The following is a 21,582-nucleotide window of genomic DNA, read 5'->3' as shown; positions in this document are numbered from 1 at the left end:
TGCTTAAATTAATAAAAGCTTGTGCATCCTTTTCAGAATTAAATTCTGCTATTACATTATCATTTTTTTCAATTATTTTTACTTTTTTTTCACACGGTTTATCTTCTGGTATGTTTAAAAACTCATATATTGTTTTTTTATATAATTTTATGTTTTCAGAAATATGTCGGTTTATTCCCATATTTATTATTTTCTGAATCAACTCTTCCTCAGTTTTAGGTACTTCTATAGCTTTACCATCTTTTTCCAATAACTGAATTTTATCCAATATATCAAGTATTTGTTCATGTTTATTTTTACTAATTTTAATCTTAACATTATATTCCATAAAATCTCCTAATCATCAAGCGAATTAAGAAAATCGTCAATTGCCTTATCACCTTTGCTCTTTTCTTCATATTCTTCTGATATTGCATCTATAACATCATCAATCGATTTATCTTCTGGTAATTCATCAACAGTTTCATATATCGATTTTTTACCTAATGTTTTTAATATAATATCTAACTTATTTGAAATATTTTGCAATCTAATATCTTCATTTATTTCTATGCAGTCTTTAATATATCTTGATTTATGACTTTGAGATGATATTTTATTCCATAAAAGTCTGTCTTTGGGATTGCTTAGGTTAAATCTTATTGTAATATTTTCATATTTATTCATAATATTTACCTCGATGCTAATAATTCATATCCTGATGCATTAAAAAAAACGTTTTCAACAAATTCAGCATTTGATTCATTAGTTTCTACATAGTTCTTAATTAACGTACTTCCACCACCGCAATATATTATATTATCTGCTAATCCTTTGGCTTTTAATTCATCCAAATATTGTTTTAAAAAGAAACGAATTAGTTTTTGTACAAATTTAACCTTTTCAGCTGATAGTGGAACTTTTCTATTTTGAAAAATATCTTGTACTTTATCTTCAGATATATCTTCAGCATATTGCTTCATATAATATTTTCTTATTTCATTTATTAATTCCAGTGTTCCTTTTTTATCTATAGAGTAGCATTGATCATGCATTGCTTTTCCTTCATTGAATGTAATAACATCAATTGTTCTACTTCCAAAATCAACTATTGAGATTTTATCTTCTAAATATTTATTAAATTTCTCTGTAATCGCAGGAAATCCTTGTGGAAATACTTTTACTTCTTTTATTTCTACACAATACCTTTTACCTTCAAACTTAAAATCCAAATGTTTATTCTTTAATAAATACTTTTTAAATTTATCTTTTTGTTCAGTAAAAAATGAATATGGTAAACCAACGCATAATACAACGTTAGATGCTTTAGACATACGTTCCTTTTTTAATTCACATGCTAAAGCAGCTAATGTTAATATAAAATAATCTTCATTAGTTGTCTTATCAACACCATGTTCTGTCCTATTTTGTCCAATAACAAATACTCTTTTATCATAAATTAAAATATCATCCAAAAAAGGTGGTTCTACAGGCTGTTCTTTAATTCCTGATTTAAAAATAGTTTTACTCGTTTTCATAAATCCATAGCCATGATCTATGCCGATATAAGTCTTCTCATTTTTCTTAATCATAAAAATTCTCCTTTTCAATATCAAATATTGTTTGTTGTGTGTTTTCCTCTTCGTTAAATATTATTTTTTTATCTTTATTCCTGGCTAAATGAAGATTATTATATGAACTATTGAATAATTTCACTATATCTTCAATACCCTTATTTAGAATATTCATTACTTGTCTATGAGATAATTTATTTTCATCATGTTCTAGTTCATACCATGAATACTTTAATCTGTACTTTTTATTTAATACATCTTGTGTTTGTAAATCCAAACATGAAAAACAAATATCTACTCTTTTTATTTCTTCAAGTTTATCTAAATAATTTTCATACATTTTTAAATATTGATTTTTTGAATCTTCCAAAAACTTATTTGTCTTATCTATAATGTCAAATAAATCAGATTTCATTCCAGATGAACTTATTTTATCTGTACTTGCTAATGGTGATTTCATTTGAAAAGAACTATATAAATCTTCTCTTAATGATTCATCTTTTTCCTCAATATCTAATATTTTGTTTTTTAGCGATATGGTCGCATCCCATATCTGTTGCTCAAGTTCAGGATGAGATAAATAATACTTAACTGTATCATTCTTTATTTCCATCTACCTCTCCTTTAATATTGTTTTCAACTATTTTCTTTACAGCATCGTAATAAACATCTAATTTGTCTGAAATACGTCTTAAGGACATTCCTTGACTTCTTAACAATAAAACCTGGCTAATTATTAATTCATCTTTAGATTTGTCTTTAACTGACAATTTTTCAGCTTTATCTGCATCATAAGGATTGCATTTTTTCAATTCCCTACTTATGGTGCTTTGATTCAAGTTTAGTATCTCAGCCATCTTTTTTTGTGAAATTCCTTTTCTGCTTAATTCTTCAATTTCTTTACGAATTTCAAAATTAATCTTCTTCATCTTCATCACCTTAATATAAAAAAATTGCATAGAATAGTTTAAAACTACTCTATGCAATATATTTTAAAACTCAGCACATCATTTACAAATATTTAATTTCAAAAATAGGCTCTCCGCCATCATTTGTGTCCATCATTATATATGAAGGTCTAAATCCACTCTGTCTTGGTCTTTCAATACTACCAGGATTTACAAGTACAACTCCACTATCACAATAATCAATTCTAGGAACATGAGTATGTCCATAAAACCCAATATATGCACCCTTTTCCTTTGTGGTATATTCCATTCTAAGTAAGCTTCCACCTACTTGAAGTCTATGGCCGTGCGTCATATATACTTTTATTCCATCTATCTCAATTAACTTTTCAGATGGTTGTAATACTCCATCACAGTTACCTGCCACATAGTGTACCGGACACCCTGCAATAGTATGAAGCATTCCTTCAAGCCCACATAAATCTCCAAGATGAAGTAGTAAATCTATCTTCTCTTCTTTTGATTCTAATTCGATTGCACGTAAAAGATTAAAATCTCTCCCATGTGTATCACTAACAACCATTACATTCATATTTAAACTCTATCCTCTCTTTAAAACAATCCAGCCATTATACTTAGTATCAAATAAATACTTACTATACTAACTTTTCTAATTCATCCCTTATCATTCTAAGAGCATTTCCTCTATGACTCATAGAATCTTTTACATCTGGTAAAAGTTCTCCTGATGTTTTTCCCATTTCAGGAAGGTATACAATTGGATCATATCCAAATCCATGTTCACCTTTTTCTTCATATGCTACAAGTCCTTCCATGGTTCCACGTTTTACAATTGTCTTTCCATCAGGAAATGCTAATGCAATTGCACACACAAATCTACAACTTCTATCATCACCCTCAACATCTTTTAATAAATCAATAATATGATTATTCTTTACAGTATATGATGTATCTCTTCCCATGTATCTAGCTGAGTAAATTCCAGGTTCACCATTTAAATAATCAACTTCAAGTCCTGAATCATCCGCCATTACAATTTCACCTGTTAGTTTACAAATAGCTTCAGCCTTTATAATTGCATTTTCTTCAAATGTTTTACCATTCTCTTCAACATCAACATCAATATTTGCATCTTTCAATGATAATAATTCAATATCAAGATCCTTTAAAATATTTCTTATTTCTACCATTTTGCCTTCATTTCCTGTAGCTACAATTATCTTACTCATCTTCTTTCTCCTTATCATCAGTAAATGCTTTTAAACATATATTACATTCAGAATCTTCTGCAGATTCCCACTTTTTACCATCTAAACTATAATATCCTTCACCAGCTCGTAGTTTTACAACCTTATCAACCAATTCATTTTTACATTCCACTGCAATTGGTTTTGTACTATTAGGTGCTGTTATCATTATTACTAAAGCGAACTTTTTACCTGCTGCTATATCAATATCATCAATTTTAACTGTATAATAACCGCTTCGTTTAAATGTTCCTCTACTAACAAGTTCCATATTATCTGATAGCTGCGCTGTTCCTCTAAAGTCCTCACAAACAAATGCTTCATACTTTGTATTAGGAACTGTTGCATAAAAACTCATAGCCTTAAGAACTTCATCTTTTTCTGCAGTATATACATTACATGCATATGCTCTTTCACTATGTGTAAAACCTAATGTTCCACACCATCCGCTTTCATCATACTCATATATATTATCGAAATTCTTATTACTATCAACTTTAGTATAAATTTCATTATATGTACCTATATTAGTATCCTCATATGATACATAGAAATTTCCATTCTCTCCAAAGCGTTCTCCCCAACTGTTACGACATATAAATGCGCCGTCTTCCTTGGCTTTTCCATTAAAGTTTTCTTTTGGATAGTTATCATCCCAACCTATGATATAAATATCATGATTTGATTTTTCTGAACCATCATAAAGATATGCACTCTTTTCACTATTATAATACTCTGTCGATGTGTTTAAATAATCAAGGGAAATATATAAAGAACTTTGAACTCCACCATATTTATATATAGCTTTCTTAATATCCTTATAATTCTTTTCTTCTATAATTTGCATCTCCTGCACATGCTTAGCAACTTTACTCTTGCTGCTTGCCCCATTTTTTTCTAAAACAGGGCCCTTCCAACTTGCAAGATATGACCAGAGAATTGAATACTGTCCACCCTCATCGCTATCTCTTTCATATACATTATTTGTACTAGCATGTTTTTCAGAGAAATCATATTTACCCTCAGGTGTAAGACTTGATTCAAGTGCTCCAAGACCTGCATACACCCAGCATGTTCCACTTAATGACTGATCTCTGGCACTATTAAAAACTCTTTTATCTTCATCTAATCTATATTTTTCAGGCAAATTAAACTTATCTTCATTCTTACAAGTTAATTTTATTTTATTTAAACTAGATTCCCATTTGCTCTCATACTCATAAGCTTTTTCAAATAATTCAAGCGGAATGAAAAGCATCTTCTTCTCATCATAATAAAGCTTGTTCTCAAGAGTCATCTTTTCACCATCAAGTTCAAACTCATTTTTACCAACTTCGGCAACTACCTCACGCTGTCCCTTTCTAATAACAAGCTTCTTTTTATTACTTAAGAAGATACTACAATCAAACAACTCCTTACATGATTTATATGGAATATTAATGCTTAAATTATCATCCATAATTGCATAACCATAATAATTATTCATTAAAATTCCATCAACCTCAACTTTAAGTCCCTTATAATTTACACCTGTTGAAATCATGCCATACCAGTTGATTGGATCAATTTTTCCATACTCTTTATTTATTTGTATTTCTTCCTTTTGTGGTTTATTGATATTAAAAAATCCATACGATATAAGAACTATCGAAATAATCATAAACCAATAAAACTTATTCTTCATTCTCTTTTCCTTATCAGCAAACGCTGATACATTGTTCTATATTTATTTGTTTCCCTTTGGTGGCTTTGGACCTAAGAACTGATAAAAGTATGTCTTAATCATACCATTATAAATCTTTCTGTTCTTAGTCGCCTTCATGCCTAATGCACTCTCCGTTTTATCATAAGAAGTAATAATGTACTTTGACCATGTATCAAGCATTTTTAATCTTTCACCAAATGTATGATACATATCAAATAATTCTTCCTTCTCAGCAATTCTCTCACCATATGGTGGATTTGTTATTATAAATCCATACTTCTTAGGATGAGATAAATCCTTCATATCTCTTTCCTGGAAATGAATAAGATGATCTACACCTGCTCTCTTTGCATTTGCTCTGGCTGCTGCAAGTGCTTCTTTATCTATGTCATATCCCTGAATGTCTGTCTCTATTTTATCATCAATAAAATCATGAGCTTCACTAACTGCTTCATACCAATGCTTTTTCGGTATAAAGTTTGTCCAGCTCTCAGCTCTAAACTCTCTATTCATACCTGGTGCAATCCCTGCTGCCATCATTGCAGCTTCTATAGGAAATGTTCCACTACCACAAAAAGGATCAACTAAAATTCTATCCTTCTTCCATGGAGTAAGCATTATAAGAGCACTTGCAAGAGTTTCTGAAATAGGAGCCTTAACAGTCATTGTTCTATATCCTCTCTTATGAAGAGATTCACCTGTTGTATCAAGTGTAACAATAACTTCATCCTTAATAATAAATACTCTTACAGGATAATCATTTCCATCTTCATTAAACCATGTAACATTATATACACTCTTTAATTTCTCAACCATTGCTTTCTTAACAATACGCTGAATATCAGATGGACTAAAAAGCTTACTCTTTACAGAACTTGCCTTAGTAACCCAGAACTTCCCATCAACTGGTATAAAACGATCCCAGTCAAGTGCCTTAACATTTTCAAATAATTCATCAAATGTGGTAGCTTTAAACTGACCAACTTTAATAAGTACTCTTTCTGCACTTCTAAGAAAAACATTCGCTCTGGCAACAGCTTCCTCATCACCGAAGAATGCAACTCTTCCATCCGATACTGATGTAATATCATATCCTAAATCTATTATTTCTCTTTTTAAAACACTCTCAAGTCCAAAATGACATGGAGTGATTATTTCAAATCCTCTCATAAATGCGTTATCCTTTATTCCACTAAATTTAACTACAATTTTATATTATACAATAATTTATAAATAATTTAAACATCAAATCACTATATAAAAACAAGCCGAATTCACGTGACTCAATACTGCACACATAAAGCGCAGTTTAATAAACTGCGCTCAATTAAATCTAATTATATATTTGTTATTATTATTTTCCTCTCTCTACATCAATATTTTTTATATTACCTTCACAATATAATTCAAGTATACCATCATTTAAATTATATCCGTCGAATTTAGATGCTGTTTCTATTACTGAACCATCATTAATATCTACAACATCGCATGCTATATTCTTATCATCACCTATATAGGATCTAATCAATAATCCATAATCACTTAATACATCAATTGTATCATTATCTTCTAGTTTATAATATTTTTTGTTTTCTATATTAACTAATTCCATATTCTTATTAACATATACTAATTCATCTTTATATCTAAAAATATTATCATATGGACTCTGTAAAACATTTTTTATATCATGATTTTTTATAGAGCAACAATAAATATTATTAATTTCATTCTCTTCAGAATAAGCCGCGCAATATATATCATCTTTAATTATTACAGCATTCGTTACTAATTCATTTTTAAAATCTATAATATTAACTAACTTATCATCATCTAAATAGGCAATTGATCTTGTTTCATTATCTTCTAAATCATTCTTATTATGTATGAAATACATTTTTTCATCATACATTCCAATAGGAATTACTGAATCCGATTCATTTACATCCATCACTGATTCAATCATACTATTTTCTTTATTATACTTTACAACACTAAAATCATTATATGAAGTACTTCCTATTGTATAAAAAACATTGCTCTGTTCTTGACCCTTTACATTATATGCAAAAAGATTATTTTTAGCTGAATCATAGATTTCTTTCCAAGTCTTAGTTCCTGTATTGTATAATCCTAAATTATTTTTGGATATATTAAAAACCAAAACCTCATTTGCTTTAAGCACACGTTCCTTAAAATATTTGTATTCTTCAATTGATTCCATATAATTATCATAATTAAATGAATCAACACCCGTCTTTTTTGCGATTTTATCAACACTCTTTTTGTTATCACATGATGTAAGTGATAATGTTGCAATTGCTAATATAACAACATACTTTATCCTTTTTAAACTTCTCATATTTTCTCTACCTCTTTATAAAATATCTTTGCACATTGTGCTTTTTCAAAAATCCGTTAAATTATAACATTATAAATTATAACGGTCAACAATCCATACCTGCACTATATGTAGCTAACACAGGCTATTTAGTACAACATGCAGTTAACGTTATATAACTATTTGTTATAATAATATGTGTTAATTAGCCTTAAGCTATAGCACTTTTTCTCGATATAGCAAGAAACTATTGGTAATTTTTTAGTTTCTTGTTGCATTTTTGTTTTTTTCTGTTATAATAACTTATGTAAAAGAAATTCCTTCAATGATTTTCTTTTTACAACCCCTTATTAAATTATTTATACTCCCCTGAAAACACGGCGCATTTTGTCGTGTTTTCTTTTGTGCGTAAATATAAAGTTCATGCATATAAATAAAAAGGAATCATCCTTTGAGCTCGCTCAATAAGGATGATTCCTTTTTGTTTATATATACGACGTATATCGCATCACCGAAGTAGCTATGCTACGAGGTGCTGTGATGCATGAACTTTATAATACAATCTTAACTTCCGTCACTTCTGTTAACTTATCCGCTGGAATATAGTTATCACTATACTCTTCGCCATTTACAACAAACTTGCTAAATCCACTTTCCCTTCCATTAGGATTCTCAACAGTAATGTTAAGCTTACATCCTCTGAAATTCTTTTCCATAGTGAATTTATCCCAAGTACTTGGAATAGCTGGTGCAATTCTAATACCGCCAAAGTCTGGTCTAATACCACAGATACCTTCAACACAACCTACCATACATGTTGAAGCTGTACCAGTAAGCCAGTGAACATGACTTCTACCATGGAATGGACTTTCATCACCTTCTGTATACTGTCCATGTACATATGGCTCAAGTTTTCTAATCTCAGCACTTTCATTCTGTGAAGCTGGAGATGTTTCTTCAAAATACTTAAATGCTTCATTACCATATCCCATTAAAGCATTTGCCAAGATAATCCATCCCTGTGGCTGTGAGAATATACCACCATTTTCCTTCGTTGATGGTGGGAATAAAATTGCAAGTGCGCCATCAAATGCATGATCAACGTATGATGGAGCCATAACCTTTGCACCATATGCTGTATTAAGTTCTCTATTAACTGATTCAAGAGCCTTGTCAGCCTGTTCCTTAGTTGCAAGTCCTGAAATAATTGACCATGACTGTGGGTTTAACCACATTGAAGCTTCTGGATCATTCTTTGAACCAATAAGTTCACCAGTCTCCTTGAAACCTCTGTTAAATCTATCATCTTCCCACCAAAGGTTGTTAATCTTTTCGCCAACTTCCTTCTGTGTCTTTTCAAGATATGCAATATAATCTGTATCTTTCTTATATTCAGCAAATGCCTTCATTACAGTGAATGCATAATATAACTGCATTGCAACGAATGATGATTCACCCTGCTTACCAAGTCTTAAGCAGTCATTCCAGTCTGCATGAAGACCTGCTGGAAGTCCGTGTGGTCCTAAGTGATTCATTGAGAAGTCAATTGCCTTTTGTAAATGTTCATAAACTGTAGCTTTCTTCTCTACATTTGACCATGTAATCTCTTCATCGATAAAATCAAGATTACCTGTTTCAGCAATATATTTAAATACAGTTGGGAATAACCATAAAGCATCATCTGCTCTGTATGCTGGATGACCTGTTTCTCTTACATACCATTCATCATCAGGTGTTCCCTCATGTCCTGCTCTTTCATCGTGATCAAATCTTACAAGTGGAAGTCCACCACCATTGTCAACCTGAGCTGAAAGCATAAATCTAATCTTTTCAAGTGCTGCTTCTGGATCTGTATGAATTACACCCTGAATATCCTGAACTGTATCACGATATCCATAACCATTTCTTTCACCACAGTATACAAATGAAGCTGCTCTTGACCAAGTAAATGTAAGGAAACACTGATATGCATTCCATGTATTTACCATTGCATTAAAGCTTTCGCTTGGTGTATTAACCTTAAAGTTTTCAAGCTTCTTATGCCAGAAGTTAATAAGTTCATTAACTTCCTTTTCACATGTAGTTGTATCTTCATAATTTGCAATAATTGCTTTCGCTTCTTTCTCTGTATGTTTACCAAGAACAAATACTACTGTCTTAGATTCACCTGGAGCAAGTGTAAGCTTTGTATGAAGGCCACCACAACTATTTTCATTATAGTTACAAACTCCATCACACTCACCACGTTCAACTGCAACAGGATTTCCATAACTATGATATAAGCCTATGAATGCTTCTTTGTCACCATTATATGACGCAACTGGGTTACCAGCTAAACCAAAGAATCTTTCAAGGCCGTTAGTACCATCTTCTCTTTTCTCTGCATTAATGTTTATCTGCTGATAAATTAAATTATCTCTAAAAGATGTCTGGCTAATGCAAAGTGTATACTGAAGGTTTACCTGATCCTGATTGTAGTTATCATCATTTGTAAACTCAGCAAATCCAAACACTGAAATCTTTCTTTCCTTGTTTGAATTATTAGTTACTTTTTCACACCATACTTCATAGTCTTTTCCAAGTGGAACATAGTATGTTGCTTCTGAAGTTATTTCTGCATAATCAGCTTTCATCTTTGTATAAGCTGTACCATGTCTAACTTCGCTTTTATATAATTCTAAATCCTTGCCTACTGGCTGCCATGATGCTGACCAATAGTCGCCGTTTTCATCATCTCTTAAATAAATGTATCTACCTGGAGTATCATCACTATTAAAATGATATCTTAAAATTCTACCATTAGCGCCACTTTTTACAAAACTATATCCACCTGCATTATTTGAAATAATTGCGCCATATTCAGGTGATCCTAAATAGTTACACCAAGGTGCTGGAGTATCAGGTCTAGTTATGACGTACTCCCTTTTTTCTTCGTCAAAAAATCCGTATTTCATTAACTCTCTCGGGCCCTTCTCGCCCTTCTCCTTCCATTATTGTACGTAAAAAACCACGTATGTGTATTATAAACTATTTGCTGAAATTATAAAACCGTTTTTGTGACTTTTTTTATGTATTTATTTCTAATTATATTTATATGCAGCAAATACCTTCAAAGCCTTATGATCAAAGTCAAACCAAGTGGTATTTGATATGACATTACTATCCACTTTATCATCATATTCTTTAAAGCTCCAGCCTATGCCATCACCTGCAACCATAATTGGATCCCAATATAAACTTCCAACACATCTTCCATCATTTACACACTTAATTCCATTAATAAGTTCAATCATAAAATCTCTCTGACCTTCTTCAGAATAATCATACTTTCCTTCATAATAACCCATATTAGAAAGCTGTCCTCTAGAACCCGTTTCGGTATCTTCTCTATAATTAAAACCACTTTCCATAAGCAGAATATCCTTATCAAACTTTCTAATCATCATATTACACCACTGAGTAAAATCATCAACTGATAAGGTCTCAGCCCAAAATGGATAGTAAGATGTTCCTATAACATCATAATTTACATTATTCTTTTCGCATAATGAAAAGAACCAATTACCCGTTCCATTTCCATTCCATTTTACATCATCAGCATTACATGCTATATGTAAAACAACCTGTGTATCTTCACTTACTTCCTTAACTGCTCTATATCCAGCATTTATAAATCTAGCAAGATTAGGCATGTTCTTTGAACTATCACCGTAAGGTAAAAAGAATCCGCCATTCATCTCATTTCCAATTGAAACATATTTTGGAACAGTATCCTGCTCCTTCATCTTTTGCATGGTATCCTTAACATACTCATATAAATCTTTTTCAAGTATTTTTACTATCTCTTCTTCATCTTTTATTCCTTCTATATCCTTCCTAAAATCCTCAGGAATTCCATAAGTCCAAAAATCAGATAACATAAAGGATAATTGAATTTCAAAATTATGCTTCTTAGCTCTCTTAGCAATCTTTAATATATCCTCTTGATTTTGGAATCCTTCAGGGAGATAATACTTTCCATCTCCTCTTCCTTTACCAGGATTATTATTAAGCTCTAGTCTACAGAAATTAATTCCATTTGCTTCCATAATATCAAGTGGATCTTTTTTGCTTCCATCAAAGTCATAAAACTTAGCCCCAGTACTTTCCACATAATTAAGTCTTGATAATGCTCCACCTAGCAATAAATTATACTGACTATCCTGATTCGTTTCACGATTAACTCTAAAAGAGTGAATACTTAACTTGCTATCATCTCCACCACTCATCCTGCTGCCAAATACAAGATAACCATCCTTTTTAACCTTAATTCCTCTAACTACAACCTGCTGTTTTTCCTTTACTGGCACCGATGTCTTTGGATAGTCTCCTCCACCTACATCTATAATATAAGGGCGTCCATATAAAAAACAATAATCACAATTACCATCATATGTAGCAAATGCAGATATATAATAATATCCTTCTTCTAAACCATCAATCTTATATTCAAAATTTCCCGATACAGGATTATCTAATTCAACAACTAATTTATTATCCCTTGCACTATAATCTGCAACAAATTTTATTTTCTTATTATTCGCCATCTTCATATCTAATGGTTTTATTATCTTTTTATAAAAATCTATCCCTAAAATCACTAATACAACCATAGTCAACATAACAATAATTGCAACTAGTTTCTTCTTTTTCCTCATATAGTATCCCCCACCTTAGAAAAACTTTTTTACTAACTATCAATTCCAATTATGGAAACATGTTTATTTCCAAAATTATATTCATTTCCAATTTTTATTTTAAACAGCATAACATTTGCTGATTCAATTATATTATATAACTTAACTTATAACTATACATTCTTGCGATTTCACAAAAAATTACAGTAACAAGTACTTTATTATATATTTTATAAATGATATAATGAATTTTAAGTTATGGAAAGGGTAATATTATTATGATTTATATTACTGGGGATTGTCATTCAGATTTTGCAAAATTTGATAAAGGGTTATTTCCACAACAAAGAGACATGACAAAGGATGACTTTGTAATTGTGGTTGGAGATTTTGGTGGTGTATGGTATTCTGCTGATAGTCCATATTATAAGCAACAAGAAATGACTCTTGATAAGCTTGATAGCATGCCATTTACTACACTTTTCATAGATGGAAACCATGAAAACTTTCATCTTTTAAATGCTTATCCTGTTGAAGAATGGAAAGGTGGAAAAATACATAGAATCAGAAGATCAGTTTATCATCTTATGCGTGGAGAGATGTTTGATTTAAATGGTGTGAAAACATTTGCTCTAGGCGGAGCTAGCTCTCATGATGTTGACGATGGAATAATTGATCCAGAAACAACACCTAATTGGGAAGAAGTTTCTGATATGTGGTCCATGCAGAAAAAAATGTTTAGAATAAAAAACATTTCATGGTGGGAAGAAGAGCTTCCATCGCGAGAAGAGTTCATTCATTGCCTTGAAACTCTAGATAATAATGATTATAAATGTGATTTATTACTTACACACTGCTGTTCAACATCAACTCAAAAGATAATAAATCCAAATCTCCACTCTGATTTCCTAACAGACTTTTTGGAGATTATTAAAAAGAGATTAAAGTATAAAAAGCACTACTTCGGTCATTATCATATGAACAAGGAATTACCTGATAATGAATTTGTTATTTATGAACCTATTACAAGAATATATTAAAAAACACGGTAAATTGAATTTCAATTCACCGTGTTTTTATTTACCAAGCTTTTTTCTTACTCGTGTTCTTATCACCAAATATTGAATAACCTACATACACAAGCATTATAAAAACTACTATACCCGTAAATTCACCACCATACACATATTCCTTAGGTATGTTCCCATCATAAGCTAATTTAGGATTGTTTGGATCATAATAAACTTTAATTCTTTCTCCTGTTCTTTCTTTTTCAGAACCTTTCTTATGATCTTCACTTGAAAGTCTATATTCTTTTCCATCAACTATATATTTCACATCATATTTAGCCTTTGTACTACTACCATATTCATCTGTACTAACTGAAACATAAACATTTTCAAGTGTTCCATATGTCATTTTTTTACATTTAATCATCTTTATACTACCGATGAAAAAAAGTATACCAACAAATGTTACAATCAAAGTAATGATTACTACTTTAATATAAAATGATAATTTAAAATTCATTATTATACTCTCCCACTAAAATATTTTTTCATGTAACATGTTCACTTAATAATCAAAATTCTTACTACCTTTTACAGGTACATCATCAGTTCTAATTGGAATATTGTTTTCGATTATTGTATGTCCATAAAAATCCTTAACCTTAAATTTATATGGTCCATTTCCCATTCCACTTGGTGCAGTGAAATAATTATATTCCTGTCGTTCAAGTTCTACGTATTTTCCCTTTGATTTATCATAATACTCAAGTGATTTAATTGGGTATCTTCCATTTCTAACCTGAATTTCAGCCCAATACGGAGTACTTGTAGGTTTCCATCTAAAACTGATTGGATCAGATGTTGGAAAAGCTATTATCTTCCACTTAATCTTCATCTTTCCAGTTACTTCAGGTTCAATCTTCTTAAACGCTTTTCTAGATAAGTCAATGTCACCCTTCGCTCCCTCTGGAAGTCTATCAGTAATTAATACCTTTATCTTATCTCCATCTTTATCAGTTACTTCAACATAAGCTCCTGCAAGACCATTCATATAATCATAATTATTCATAGCAGCTGTATAGTATTCACCTTCATAATCATCAAGATTAGCTGCACCTGTAGATACTCTGTCATAATAAGTTGCATATCCTTCATGAACTTTATTAATTGAATATTCTCCTGCATCTACACTACTTGTATTACTTGATGGTTTTGTTGAACCTCCACCATTTGAACTACCACTATTTGAACTACCGCCGTTCGAATTATTACTTCCACCTGATGTTTGTGAACTTGACTTAGCTTTAACAGTAACCTTTATTTTTCCTTTAGCATATAACTTACCATTTTTATATGCCTTAACAACAATTGAAGACTTTCCTTTTTTCTTTCCAGTAATAATAATCTTCTTTCCCTTAACTACTGCCTTTACGATTTTCTTTTTGGCTATTTTAAGTTTTATCTTACCATACTTACCTTTAACTTTTACCTTTACCTTTTTGCCAGCAGTTACTTTAACTGTCTTCTTTGATAATTTTATCTTCTTAATACCTTTAGATAGTATCTTTTTACTACTATCTATTATTTCTCCATTAGCATTAGCAAATGAACTAGTTACTACCATTGTCCCAATAATTGTACTAACTATAATTCTTTTAACTCTTTTCATATATTCTCCTTTTTAAATATGCATTGCTATAATCTTTGTCCGCTTTCTCTCATTTTTATTTTCTTATTAATCTTAATTCCAGATATAACCATAATAATCAAAGTTATTATGCTAACAATTCCTGTAACAATAGCAATAATAACCCCTTCCTTACTCATAGAATAATCAGGTGCTATATAATAAGGCAAAACATCTTTATCTATATCCTTTATATCTGGACATCTATGCTTTATAACATCATAACTCTTTTCTAATTGACCCTTATCTAGTTTTTTTATTTTTCCAACAAATTCATATGTATATGTATAATCTCTTCCACCTATAATTGGATAATGAATATCCATAAAGTTTTGAGTATCTAATCTCTTTATCACATCATCATTGGTAGCCATAAAGAAGATCACCTTACCCCCATATGGAATAATATAATAATTCTTACTATATTTATTAATATACGGGCTTTCTATACATCCAAAATTACGGATTATTTTCCCGCCTATGTATCTACCTTCTTTTAATTCATCAAGATTAGGAGTAATAGATTCATCATAATTTATGTGATCAATATTATAAACAACAACTGTTTTAACTGATATAACAAATATAATAAATGCAATTACAAAAATTATAAAACTAGTAGCAAATGCAGTATCATGAAAAATTAATTTTGCTTTCTTTTTAAAAGTATTCTTATCATAAATTTGTGAATCATAATTTTTCCTATCATCTAATAAATACTCATATTCATTAGAATCATCACTAGGAATATAATGATTATCTTTAAAAGCAGTCTCGTAGGAATTTAAATTTCTACTAGCATCTAATTCCTTTTTCTTTTGCTTCATTTTTTTAACATATGACCTATTATAACCGTAATGTGCATTGGGAGTATATTGTAATAATATTTTAACTATATTTTCAGCTTCTTTCTGTGTTACATGAGGTAACTTTACTGTTCCAATACCTCTTGCGGTATGAAGTACAAGATGATAAGTTTCTTCAAAACTCTGTGTACCAGCTGAAAATGAAGAATCATGCAAACTATATATTTCATCCAAATAAACAATATTTTCAGCATTACTCTTATCTATAAATACTGAATCTACAATTTTAAAAAATTCATTTTCATAGATTATTTTACCAGTATTTGCAATTCTAATCATAGTTTCAAAATCTGAAAAATAATCATCTTTTTCCTTATTTAATTTTACTCTTTCAAATATTACTGCAACTATCAAACTTATTCCAAAACCAAAGGCTATAATGGAACCAATATATTTAAAAAATAATTCTTTTATTCCTTCATCTGATGGAAGGTATATAAAAGCACAAATTGAAAAGGCAATTATATAAAGAGCAACTAAAATAGTAAAAATATCTGATTTAAGTTTTTTCTTTAAAATTTCTTTTTTATAATCATATTTATTTGAATCCTTATAATTCATATTTATTTTTTTACTCATTTCTTTTAAAGATTCTTATATATATTTATATTCTTTTTAGAAAAAAGATAAAAGTTAGATATTATAAAATTTAAGATATATCAAATTTAATCATTCATTATCTTGTTTTTTAGGTGAAAATAAATACAATAAAAATGTTCCCACTGTTGCCACTAAAGCGAAAACAATATATGTAAGAATATACGCCCATTCTTTTGGCTTTGAGCCAGCATAACTTTCTGTTGGATCGTTTGGATTATAATGTACTTCCTTAATTTCACCTGGATGAATCATATCAAAACCATGTGTTCCACCCTTTGCAACATAATAATTTCCATTTGCTGAAAAAGCCACTTCAAATCTTTTATGCAAACTTCTTCCACCTCTTCTTACATATGTAATTTCACCTTGTGTTTGCGCTGTACAATTCCTTTTATAATTATACCCTTTATATCCTGCCCAACATACAACAATCAATAAAATAGCGCAAATAATTACTAATACTTTAATTGCTTCACTTGTTGTTAATCTTCTCATTATAATTCTCCTAAAATTACACAACTTAATCTAATTAATTCTTTGATTTTTTCAAAATAAAAATAAATATAATAATCAATACTATTACTATTAAAGAAAATGATTTTATGTCCATCCATTCAGCTGGAATATCACCTGCTTTTAATTCCTTATTTTCAGTAAAAACACACCGGTGTATAAACCGATGTGTTTTCGAGGTTAATATTTATATCAAACTTAGTTAAAAATCTGTATATGATAACTACAGTTAACCATATTATACTACAAAAAAGCAAAAATTTAAATGGTATATTATAATAAAAATAAAAAAAGACTCAAAACCATATGTTTTGAGCCCTAAGCGTACGCGAGAGGATTCGAACCCCCGACACCTTGGTCCGTAGCCAAGTGCTCTATCCAGCTGAGCTACGCATACACATATCTTTTTAGATATATAAAGCAATAGTCAAATGACTATTGCTTTAATGCCGGCGACCGGAATCGAACCGGTACTGTATTGCTACAACAGGATTTTAAGTCCTGCGCGTCTGCCAGTTCCGCCACGCCGGCAAGTATTATGATGGGACCTACAGGGCTCGAACCTGTGACCCCCTGCTTGTAAGGCAGGTGCTCTCCCAGCTGAGCTAAGATCCCGCAACGAAAAATATTATATCATACTTACTCAAAAATGTACATAATATTTTTTAATTTTTTCTAAATATTTTTTAAGTTTTAATAACTCAAATAAATAATAGAAACGACCCGAATGGGACTCGAACCCACGACCTCCGCCGTGACAGGGCGGCGCTCTAACCAACTGAGCCATCGGGCCATATATTTGATGATAAACACCGTTGTTATTATATATAAAAATTAAATTTTTATCAAGTGGAGCTTCGGGGACTCGAACCCTGGACCGACCGGTTATGAGCCGGTTGCTCTAACCAACTGAGCTAAAGCTCCATAGTGGTAAGCCGATGAACGGACTCGAACCGTTAACCTGCTGATTACAAATCAGCTGCTCTGCCAATTGAGCCACATCGGCAAATGTAAATAGGGGGGAACCCACGAAGTGGGGAGAACCTGTTTACTCTGTGCGACCCAATCGCCAAAGGCGATTTAAAATGGGAGCACATCCCGTTTTATATGCGAGTGCTTCATTTTACGAGACTTCCCGTTTTTATGCGAGTGCTTCTCTATCCTATTTTCACGATACAAAAAATGACTCCAAGGGGATTTGAACCCCTGTTACCGCCGTGAAAGGGCGGTGTCTTAACCGCTTGACCATGGAGCCGAAAAAAAACTCCCCGAGTAGGGCTCGAACCTACAACAACTCGGTTAACAGCCGAGTGCTCTACCATTGAGCTATCGAGGAATGTTTTTATTCGAGTATATTAAATTATAGCATAAATGCTTTAACTTGTACACTCAAAACTACATATTAAAATCATCAAGTTCAAATTATCCTGGAATAACTTTCCATTAAAACCTCTAACCGTATGGTTAAGCCCTCGACCTATTAGTAACAGTCAGCTACATGTATTACTACACTTCAACCTCTGCCCTATCAACCTCATAGTCTTTAAGGGGTCTTACTACTTACGTATGGGATATCTCATCTTGAGGGGGGCTTCACGCTTAGATGCCTTCAGCGTTTATCCCTTCCAAACTTGGCTACTCTGCCATGCACTTGGTAATGCAACAGATGCACCAGAGGTTCGTCCATCCCGGTCCTCTCGTACTAAGGACAGCTCCTCTCAAATATCCTACGCCCACGCCGGATAGGGACCGAACTGTCTCACGACGTTCTGAACCCAGCTCGCGTACCGCTTTAATGGGCGAACAGCCCAACCCTTGGGACCTGCTACAGCCCCAGGATGCGATGAGCCGACATCGAGGTGCCAAACCACTCCGTCGATGTGAACTCTTGGGAGTGATAAGCCTGTTATCCCCAGGGTAGCTTTTATCCGTTGAGCGATGGCAATCCCACTTTATACCACCGGATCACTAAGTCCTACTTTCGTACCTGTTCCACCCGTCGGTGTCACAGTCAAGCTCCCTTATGCCTTTGCACTCTGCGAATGGTTTCCGACCATTCTGAGGGAACCTTTGAGCGCCTCCGATACCCTTTCGGAGGCGACCGCCCCAGTCAAACTCCCCACCTGACATTGTCCACTAGCCGGATAACGGCTACATGTTAGAAACCCAATACTACAAGGGTGGTATCCCAACAGTGGCTCCACGAAAACTGGCGTTCTCGCTTCAAAGCCTCCCACCTATCCTGTACATGCAATATCGAATCCCAGTATCAAGCTAGAGTAAAGCTCCATGGGGTCTTTCCGTCCTGGCGCGGGTAACCAGCATCTTCACTGGTACTTCAATTTCACCGGATGTATTGTCGAGACAGTGCCCAAATCATTACGCCTTTCGTGCGGGTCGGAACTTACCCGACAAGGAATTTCGCTACCTTAGGACCGTTATAGTTACGGCCGCCGTTTACTGGGGCTTAAGTTCAAAGCTTCGCTTGCGCTAACCTCTCCCCTTAACCTTCCAGCACCGGGCAGGCGTCAGCCCATATACTTCACCTTACGGTTTTGCATAGACCTATGTTTTTGGTAAACAGTTGCTTGGGCCAATTCACTGCGGCCTACTTGCGTAGGCACCCCTTCTCCCGAAGTTACGGGGTCATTTTGCCGAGTTCCTTAACAATACTTCTTCCGTCGGCCTTAGGATTCTCTCCTCATCCACCTGTGTCGGTTTACGGTACGGGTACAATATACACAATAGCGGCTTTTCTTGACAGCCAGCTCACCTACTTCGCTACTTAATTTCGCTCCTCATCACGTCTTCAGATTGCCTGGCGGATTTGCCTACCAGACTCCTACCTCGCTTGAACCAGTATTTCCATTCCTGGCTTAGGCTCTCTGTCTGTGTCCCCACAGTTCTGATATATTGTAGTACAGGAATTTGAACCTGTTATCCATCGACTACGTCTTTCGACCTCGCCTTAGGCCCCGACTAACCCAGAGCAGATCAGCTTTACTCTGGAAACCTTAGATATTCGGCCGTGAGGATTCTCACCTCACTCTCGCTACTCATTCCGGCATTCTCTCTTCTTAACAATCCACTGCTCCTTACGGTACAGCTTCGTCTCAGTTAAGAATGCTCCTCTACCAATGATAAAATCATTCCTCAGCTTCGGTGTAGTGTTTTAGCCCCGGACATTTTCGGCGCAGGACCTCTCGACTAGTGAGCTATTACGCACTCTTTGAATGAATGGCTGCTTCTGAGCCAACATCCTAGTTGTCTTCGAAATCCCACATCCTTTTCCACTTAACACTCACTTTGGGACCTTAGCTGGAGGTCTGGGCTGTTTCCCTTTTGACTACCCAACTTATCTCGTGCAGTCTGACTCCCGATCATCATCTTGACGGCATTCGGAGTTTGATATTCCTTGGTAAGCTTTGACGCCCCCGCAGAAATTCAGTGCTCTACCTCCGTAAGACTAAATCGAGGCTAGCCCTAAAGCTATTTCGAGGAGAACCAGCTATCTCCGGGTTCGATTGGAATTTCTCCCCTATCCACACCTCATCCCCACCCTTTTCAACGGATGTGGGTTCGGCCCTTCATTGCCTTTTACGGCAACTTCAGCCTGGACATGGATAGATCACCCGGTTTCGGGTCTACGTACACTGACTAGTGCGCCCTATTAAGACTTGGTTTCCCTTCGGCTCCGTACCTTAAGTACTTAACCTCGCCAGTAAACGTAACTCGCCGGACCGTTCTACAAAAAGTACGCGGTTCTGCTTTAAAACAGTTCCACAGCTTGTAAACATAGGGTTTCAGGTTCTCTTTCACTCCCCTCCCGGGGTTCTTTTCACCTTTCCTTCACAGTACTATGCGCTATCGGTCACTAAGTAGTATTTAGCCTTGGGGGGTGGTCCCCCCGAGTTCAGACAAGGTTCCACGTGTCTCGTCCTACTTCGGATACCGCTCGCTCCTTTGAGATGTCGAATACGGGGCTTTCACCCTCTATGGCAGGCTTTCCCAAAACCTTTCTTCTATCCGCTAGGTCACTTATTGCGGTCCATAACCCCGAGTTGCACGCAACTCGGTTTAGGCTCCTTCCATTTCGCTCGCCGCTACTTTGGAAATCGATGTTTCTTTCTTTTCCTCCGGCTACTTAGATGTTTCAGTTCACCGGGTTCCCTCTACATACCTATGTATTCAGTATGCAGTGACTAGAGTCTTTCTAGCCAGGTTTCCCCATTCAGAAATCTGCGGGTCAATGGATATTTGCTCCTCACCACAGCTTATCGCAGCTTATCACGTCTTTCATCGGCTCTTAGTGCCAAGGCATCCACCCTACGCTCTTATTAGCTTAACCATATTTACTAGGTGCATAGCGTTGCACCCATGGCTTGAGTTTAAATTTAATTTGTTCACATACTTGCGTATGTGCCTCGGATGTCTTGAAATTGGCGTTGACAT

Annotated in this window: 17 protein-coding genes, 8 tRNA genes and 1 rRNA gene; 1 reads left to right on the top strand and 25 read right to left on the bottom strand. The window is 33.5% G+C overall.

Annotated features, from left to right (window positions below; genetic code table 11):
- The 12 genes from B5D16_RS11725 to B5D16_RS11670 form a co-directional block, all read right to left on the bottom strand.
- Window positions 1-328: hypothetical protein (locus B5D16_RS11725; protein ID WP_143405122.1), on the bottom strand; the 328-nt coding region annotated here is incomplete at its 3' end.
- 8 nt (window positions 329-336) lie between these two features.
- Window positions 337-666, bottom strand: coding sequence for a hypothetical protein (locus tag B5D16_RS11720; protein WP_078767170.1), 330 nt, complete (start codon window positions 664-666; stop codon window positions 337-339).
- 5 nt (window positions 667-671) lie between these two features.
- Window positions 672-1,571: a ParM/StbA family protein gene (locus B5D16_RS11715; RefSeq protein ID WP_078767169.1), complete on the bottom strand. Its 900-nt coding sequence runs from the start codon at window positions 1,569-1,571 to the stop codon at window positions 672-674.
- Window positions 1,564-2,166 (bottom strand): hypothetical protein, encoded by a 603-nt coding sequence (locus tag B5D16_RS11710; RefSeq protein ID WP_078767168.1) that lies wholly within the window; start codon window positions 2,164-2,166, stop codon window positions 1,564-1,566. Before B5D16_RS11710 ends, B5D16_RS11715 begins: the two co-directional genes overlap by 8 nt.
- Complete coding sequence (locus B5D16_RS11705) at window positions 2,150-2,482, bottom strand: helix-turn-helix domain-containing protein (RefSeq protein WP_159444380.1); 333 nt, start codon at window positions 2,480-2,482, stop codon at window positions 2,150-2,152. Before B5D16_RS11705 ends, B5D16_RS11710 begins: the two co-directional genes overlap by 17 nt.
- A gap of 82 nt (window positions 2,483-2,564) precedes the next feature.
- Window positions 2,565-3,053, bottom strand: a complete 489-nt coding sequence (locus B5D16_RS11700; RefSeq protein ID WP_078767166.1) for a metallophosphoesterase family protein — start codon at window positions 3,051-3,053, stop codon at window positions 2,565-2,567.
- A 64-nt stretch (window positions 3,054-3,117) separates the two neighbouring features.
- Window positions 3,118-3,711 (bottom strand): XTP/dITP diphosphatase, encoded by a 594-nt coding sequence (locus B5D16_RS11695; RefSeq protein ID WP_078767165.1) that lies wholly within the window; start codon window positions 3,709-3,711, stop codon window positions 3,118-3,120.
- A complete protein-coding gene (locus tag B5D16_RS11690; protein ID WP_078767164.1) occupies window positions 3,704-5,413 on the bottom strand; it encodes a lectin like domain-containing protein in 1,710 nt (569 codons plus the stop codon). Before B5D16_RS11690 ends, B5D16_RS11695 begins: the two co-directional genes overlap by 8 nt.
- Before the next feature lie 42 nt (window positions 5,414-5,455).
- On the bottom strand, window positions 5,456-6,604 hold the full coding sequence (locus tag B5D16_RS11685) for a THUMP domain-containing class I SAM-dependent RNA methyltransferase (RefSeq protein WP_078767163.1): 1,149 nt from the start codon (window positions 6,602-6,604) through the stop codon (window positions 5,456-5,458).
- A 184-nt stretch (window positions 6,605-6,788) separates the two neighbouring features.
- The gene (locus B5D16_RS11680; protein WP_078767162.1) at window positions 6,789-7,799 is read right to left on the bottom strand and encodes a hypothetical protein; all 1,011 of its coding nucleotides are present in this window, start codon (window positions 7,797-7,799) and stop codon (window positions 6,789-6,791) included.
- A 530-nt stretch (window positions 7,800-8,329) separates the two neighbouring features.
- Entirely contained in the window at window positions 8,330-10,732 is a 2,403-nt protein-coding gene (locus B5D16_RS11675) for a glycoside hydrolase family 94 protein (protein ID WP_078767161.1), read from the bottom strand.
- 126 nt (window positions 10,733-10,858) lie between these two features.
- Entirely contained in the window at window positions 10,859-12,475 is a 1,617-nt protein-coding gene (locus tag B5D16_RS11670) for a glycosyl hydrolase 53 family protein (protein ID WP_078767160.1), read from the bottom strand.
- Between the two features lie 257 nt (window positions 12,476-12,732).
- Between B5D16_RS11670 and B5D16_RS11665 the strand changes: the two genes are divergently transcribed.
- On the top strand, window positions 12,733-13,494 hold the full coding sequence (locus B5D16_RS11665; RefSeq protein WP_078767159.1) for a metallophosphoesterase family protein: 762 nt from the start codon (window positions 12,733-12,735) through the stop codon (window positions 13,492-13,494).
- Window positions 13,495-13,534: 40 nt separating this feature from the next.
- Here the strand turns inward: B5D16_RS11665 and B5D16_RS11660 are convergent, their stop codons facing one another.
- The 13 genes from B5D16_RS11660 to B5D16_RS11600 all read right to left on the bottom strand — a co-directional run bounded on the left by B5D16_RS11660 (window position 13,535) and on the right by B5D16_RS11600 (window position 21,478).
- Window positions 13,535-13,984: a DUF3592 domain-containing protein gene (locus B5D16_RS11660; protein WP_078767158.1), complete on the bottom strand. Its 450-nt coding sequence runs from the start codon at window positions 13,982-13,984 to the stop codon at window positions 13,535-13,537.
- A gap of 45 nt (window positions 13,985-14,029) precedes the next feature.
- Window positions 14,030-15,133, bottom strand: coding sequence for an expansin EXLX1 family cellulose-binding protein (locus B5D16_RS11655; protein ID WP_078767157.1), 1,104 nt, complete (start codon window positions 15,131-15,133; stop codon window positions 14,030-14,032).
- 26 nt (window positions 15,134-15,159) lie between these two features.
- Window positions 15,160-16,578, bottom strand: coding sequence for a DUF6709 family protein (locus tag B5D16_RS11650; protein WP_078767156.1), 1,419 nt, complete (start codon window positions 16,576-16,578; stop codon window positions 15,160-15,162).
- A 108-nt stretch (window positions 16,579-16,686) separates the two neighbouring features.
- Window positions 16,687-17,112, bottom strand: a complete 426-nt coding sequence (locus B5D16_RS11645) for a DUF3592 domain-containing protein (RefSeq protein ID WP_078767155.1) — start codon at window positions 17,110-17,112, stop codon at window positions 16,687-16,689.
- Window positions 17,113-17,453: 341 nt separating this feature from the next.
- Window positions 17,454-17,527 (bottom strand) — tRNA-Arg (locus B5D16_RS11640).
- A 50-nt stretch (window positions 17,528-17,577) separates the two neighbouring features.
- Window positions 17,578-17,661 (bottom strand) — tRNA-Leu (locus tag B5D16_RS11635).
- Window positions 17,662-17,672: 11 nt separating this feature from the next.
- Window positions 17,673-17,745, bottom strand: a tRNA-Val gene (locus B5D16_RS11630).
- Between the two features lie 104 nt (window positions 17,746-17,849).
- Window positions 17,850-17,923, bottom strand: a tRNA-Asp gene (locus B5D16_RS11625).
- Between the two features lie 57 nt (window positions 17,924-17,980).
- Window positions 17,981-18,054: transfer RNA gene (locus B5D16_RS11620), tRNA-Ile, on the bottom strand.
- A gap of 9 nt (window positions 18,055-18,063) precedes the next feature.
- Window positions 18,064-18,136 (bottom strand) — tRNA-Thr (locus B5D16_RS11615).
- Between the two features lie 177 nt (window positions 18,137-18,313).
- Window positions 18,314-18,385 (bottom strand) — tRNA-Glu (locus B5D16_RS11610).
- Between the two features lie 9 nt (window positions 18,386-18,394).
- A tRNA-Asn gene (locus B5D16_RS11605) sits at window positions 18,395-18,466 on the bottom strand.
- A gap of 124 nt (window positions 18,467-18,590) precedes the next feature.
- A 23S ribosomal RNA gene (locus tag B5D16_RS11600) occupies window positions 18,591-21,478 on the bottom strand.
- Between the last annotated feature and the right edge of the window lie 104 nt (window positions 21,479-21,582).

The sequence above is a fragment of the Eubacterium uniforme genome (genome assembly GCF_900167115.1).
GTDB classification, from domain to species: Bacteria; Bacillota; Clostridia; order Lachnospirales; family Lachnospiraceae; genus Eubacterium_S; species Eubacterium_S uniforme.
This window is presented reverse-complemented; position numbering and strand designations above follow the sequence as displayed.

What these genes read in the sequence shown, in the direction of transcription:
- B5D16_RS11685 (WP_078767163.1), bottom strand. Translation starts at nt 6,604, where the DNA reads ATGAGAGGATTTGAAATAATCACTCCATGTCATTTTGGACTTGAGAGT.
- B5D16_RS11665 (WP_078767159.1), top strand. Translation starts at nt 12,733, where the DNA reads ATGATTTATATTACTGGGGATTGTCATTCAGATTTTGCAAAATTTGAT.
- B5D16_RS11650 (WP_078767156.1), bottom strand. Translation starts at nt 16,578, where the DNA reads ATGAATTATAAGGATTCAAATAAATATGATTATAAAAAAGAAATTTTA.
- B5D16_RS11645 (WP_078767155.1), bottom strand. Translation starts at nt 17,112, where the DNA reads ATGAGAAGATTAACAACAAGTGAAGCAATTAAAGTATTAGTAATTATT.
- B5D16_RS11720 (WP_078767170.1), bottom strand. Translation starts at nt 666, where the DNA reads ATGAATAAATATGAAAATATTACAATAAGATTTAACCTAAGCAATCCC.
- B5D16_RS11660 (WP_078767158.1), bottom strand. Translation starts at nt 13,984, where the DNA reads ATGAATTTTAAATTATCATTTTATATTAAAGTAGTAATCATTACTTTG.
- B5D16_RS11670 (WP_078767160.1), bottom strand. Translation starts at nt 12,475, where the DNA reads ATGAGGAAAAAGAAGAAACTAGTTGCAATTATTGTTATGTTGACTATG.
- B5D16_RS11700 (WP_078767166.1), bottom strand. Translation starts at nt 3,053, where the DNA reads ATGAATGTAATGGTTGTTAGTGATACACATGGGAGAGATTTTAATCTT.
- B5D16_RS11705 (WP_159444380.1), bottom strand. Translation starts at nt 2,482, where the DNA reads ATGAAGAAGATTAATTTTGAAATTCGTAAAGAAATTGAAGAATTAAGC.
- B5D16_RS11710 (WP_078767168.1), bottom strand. Translation starts at nt 2,166, where the DNA reads ATGGAAATAAAGAATGATACAGTTAAGTATTATTTATCTCATCCTGAA.
- B5D16_RS11715 (WP_078767169.1), bottom strand. Translation starts at nt 1,571, where the DNA reads ATGATTAAGAAAAATGAGAAGACTTATATCGGCATAGATCATGGCTAT.
- B5D16_RS11675 (WP_078767161.1), bottom strand. Translation starts at nt 10,732, where the DNA reads ATGAAATACGGATTTTTTGACGAAGAAAAAAGGGAGTACGTCATAACT.
- B5D16_RS11655 (WP_078767157.1), bottom strand. Translation starts at nt 15,133, where the DNA reads ATGAAAAGAGTTAAAAGAATTATAGTTAGTACAATTATTGGGACAATG.
- B5D16_RS11690 (WP_078767164.1), bottom strand. Translation starts at nt 5,413, where the DNA reads ATGAAGAATAAGTTTTATTGGTTTATGATTATTTCGATAGTTCTTATA.
- B5D16_RS11695 (WP_078767165.1), bottom strand. Translation starts at nt 3,711, where the DNA reads ATGAGTAAGATAATTGTAGCTACAGGAAATGAAGGCAAAATGGTAGAA.
- B5D16_RS11680 (WP_078767162.1), bottom strand. Translation starts at nt 7,799, where the DNA reads ATGAGAAGTTTAAAAAGGATAAAGTATGTTGTTATATTAGCAATTGCA.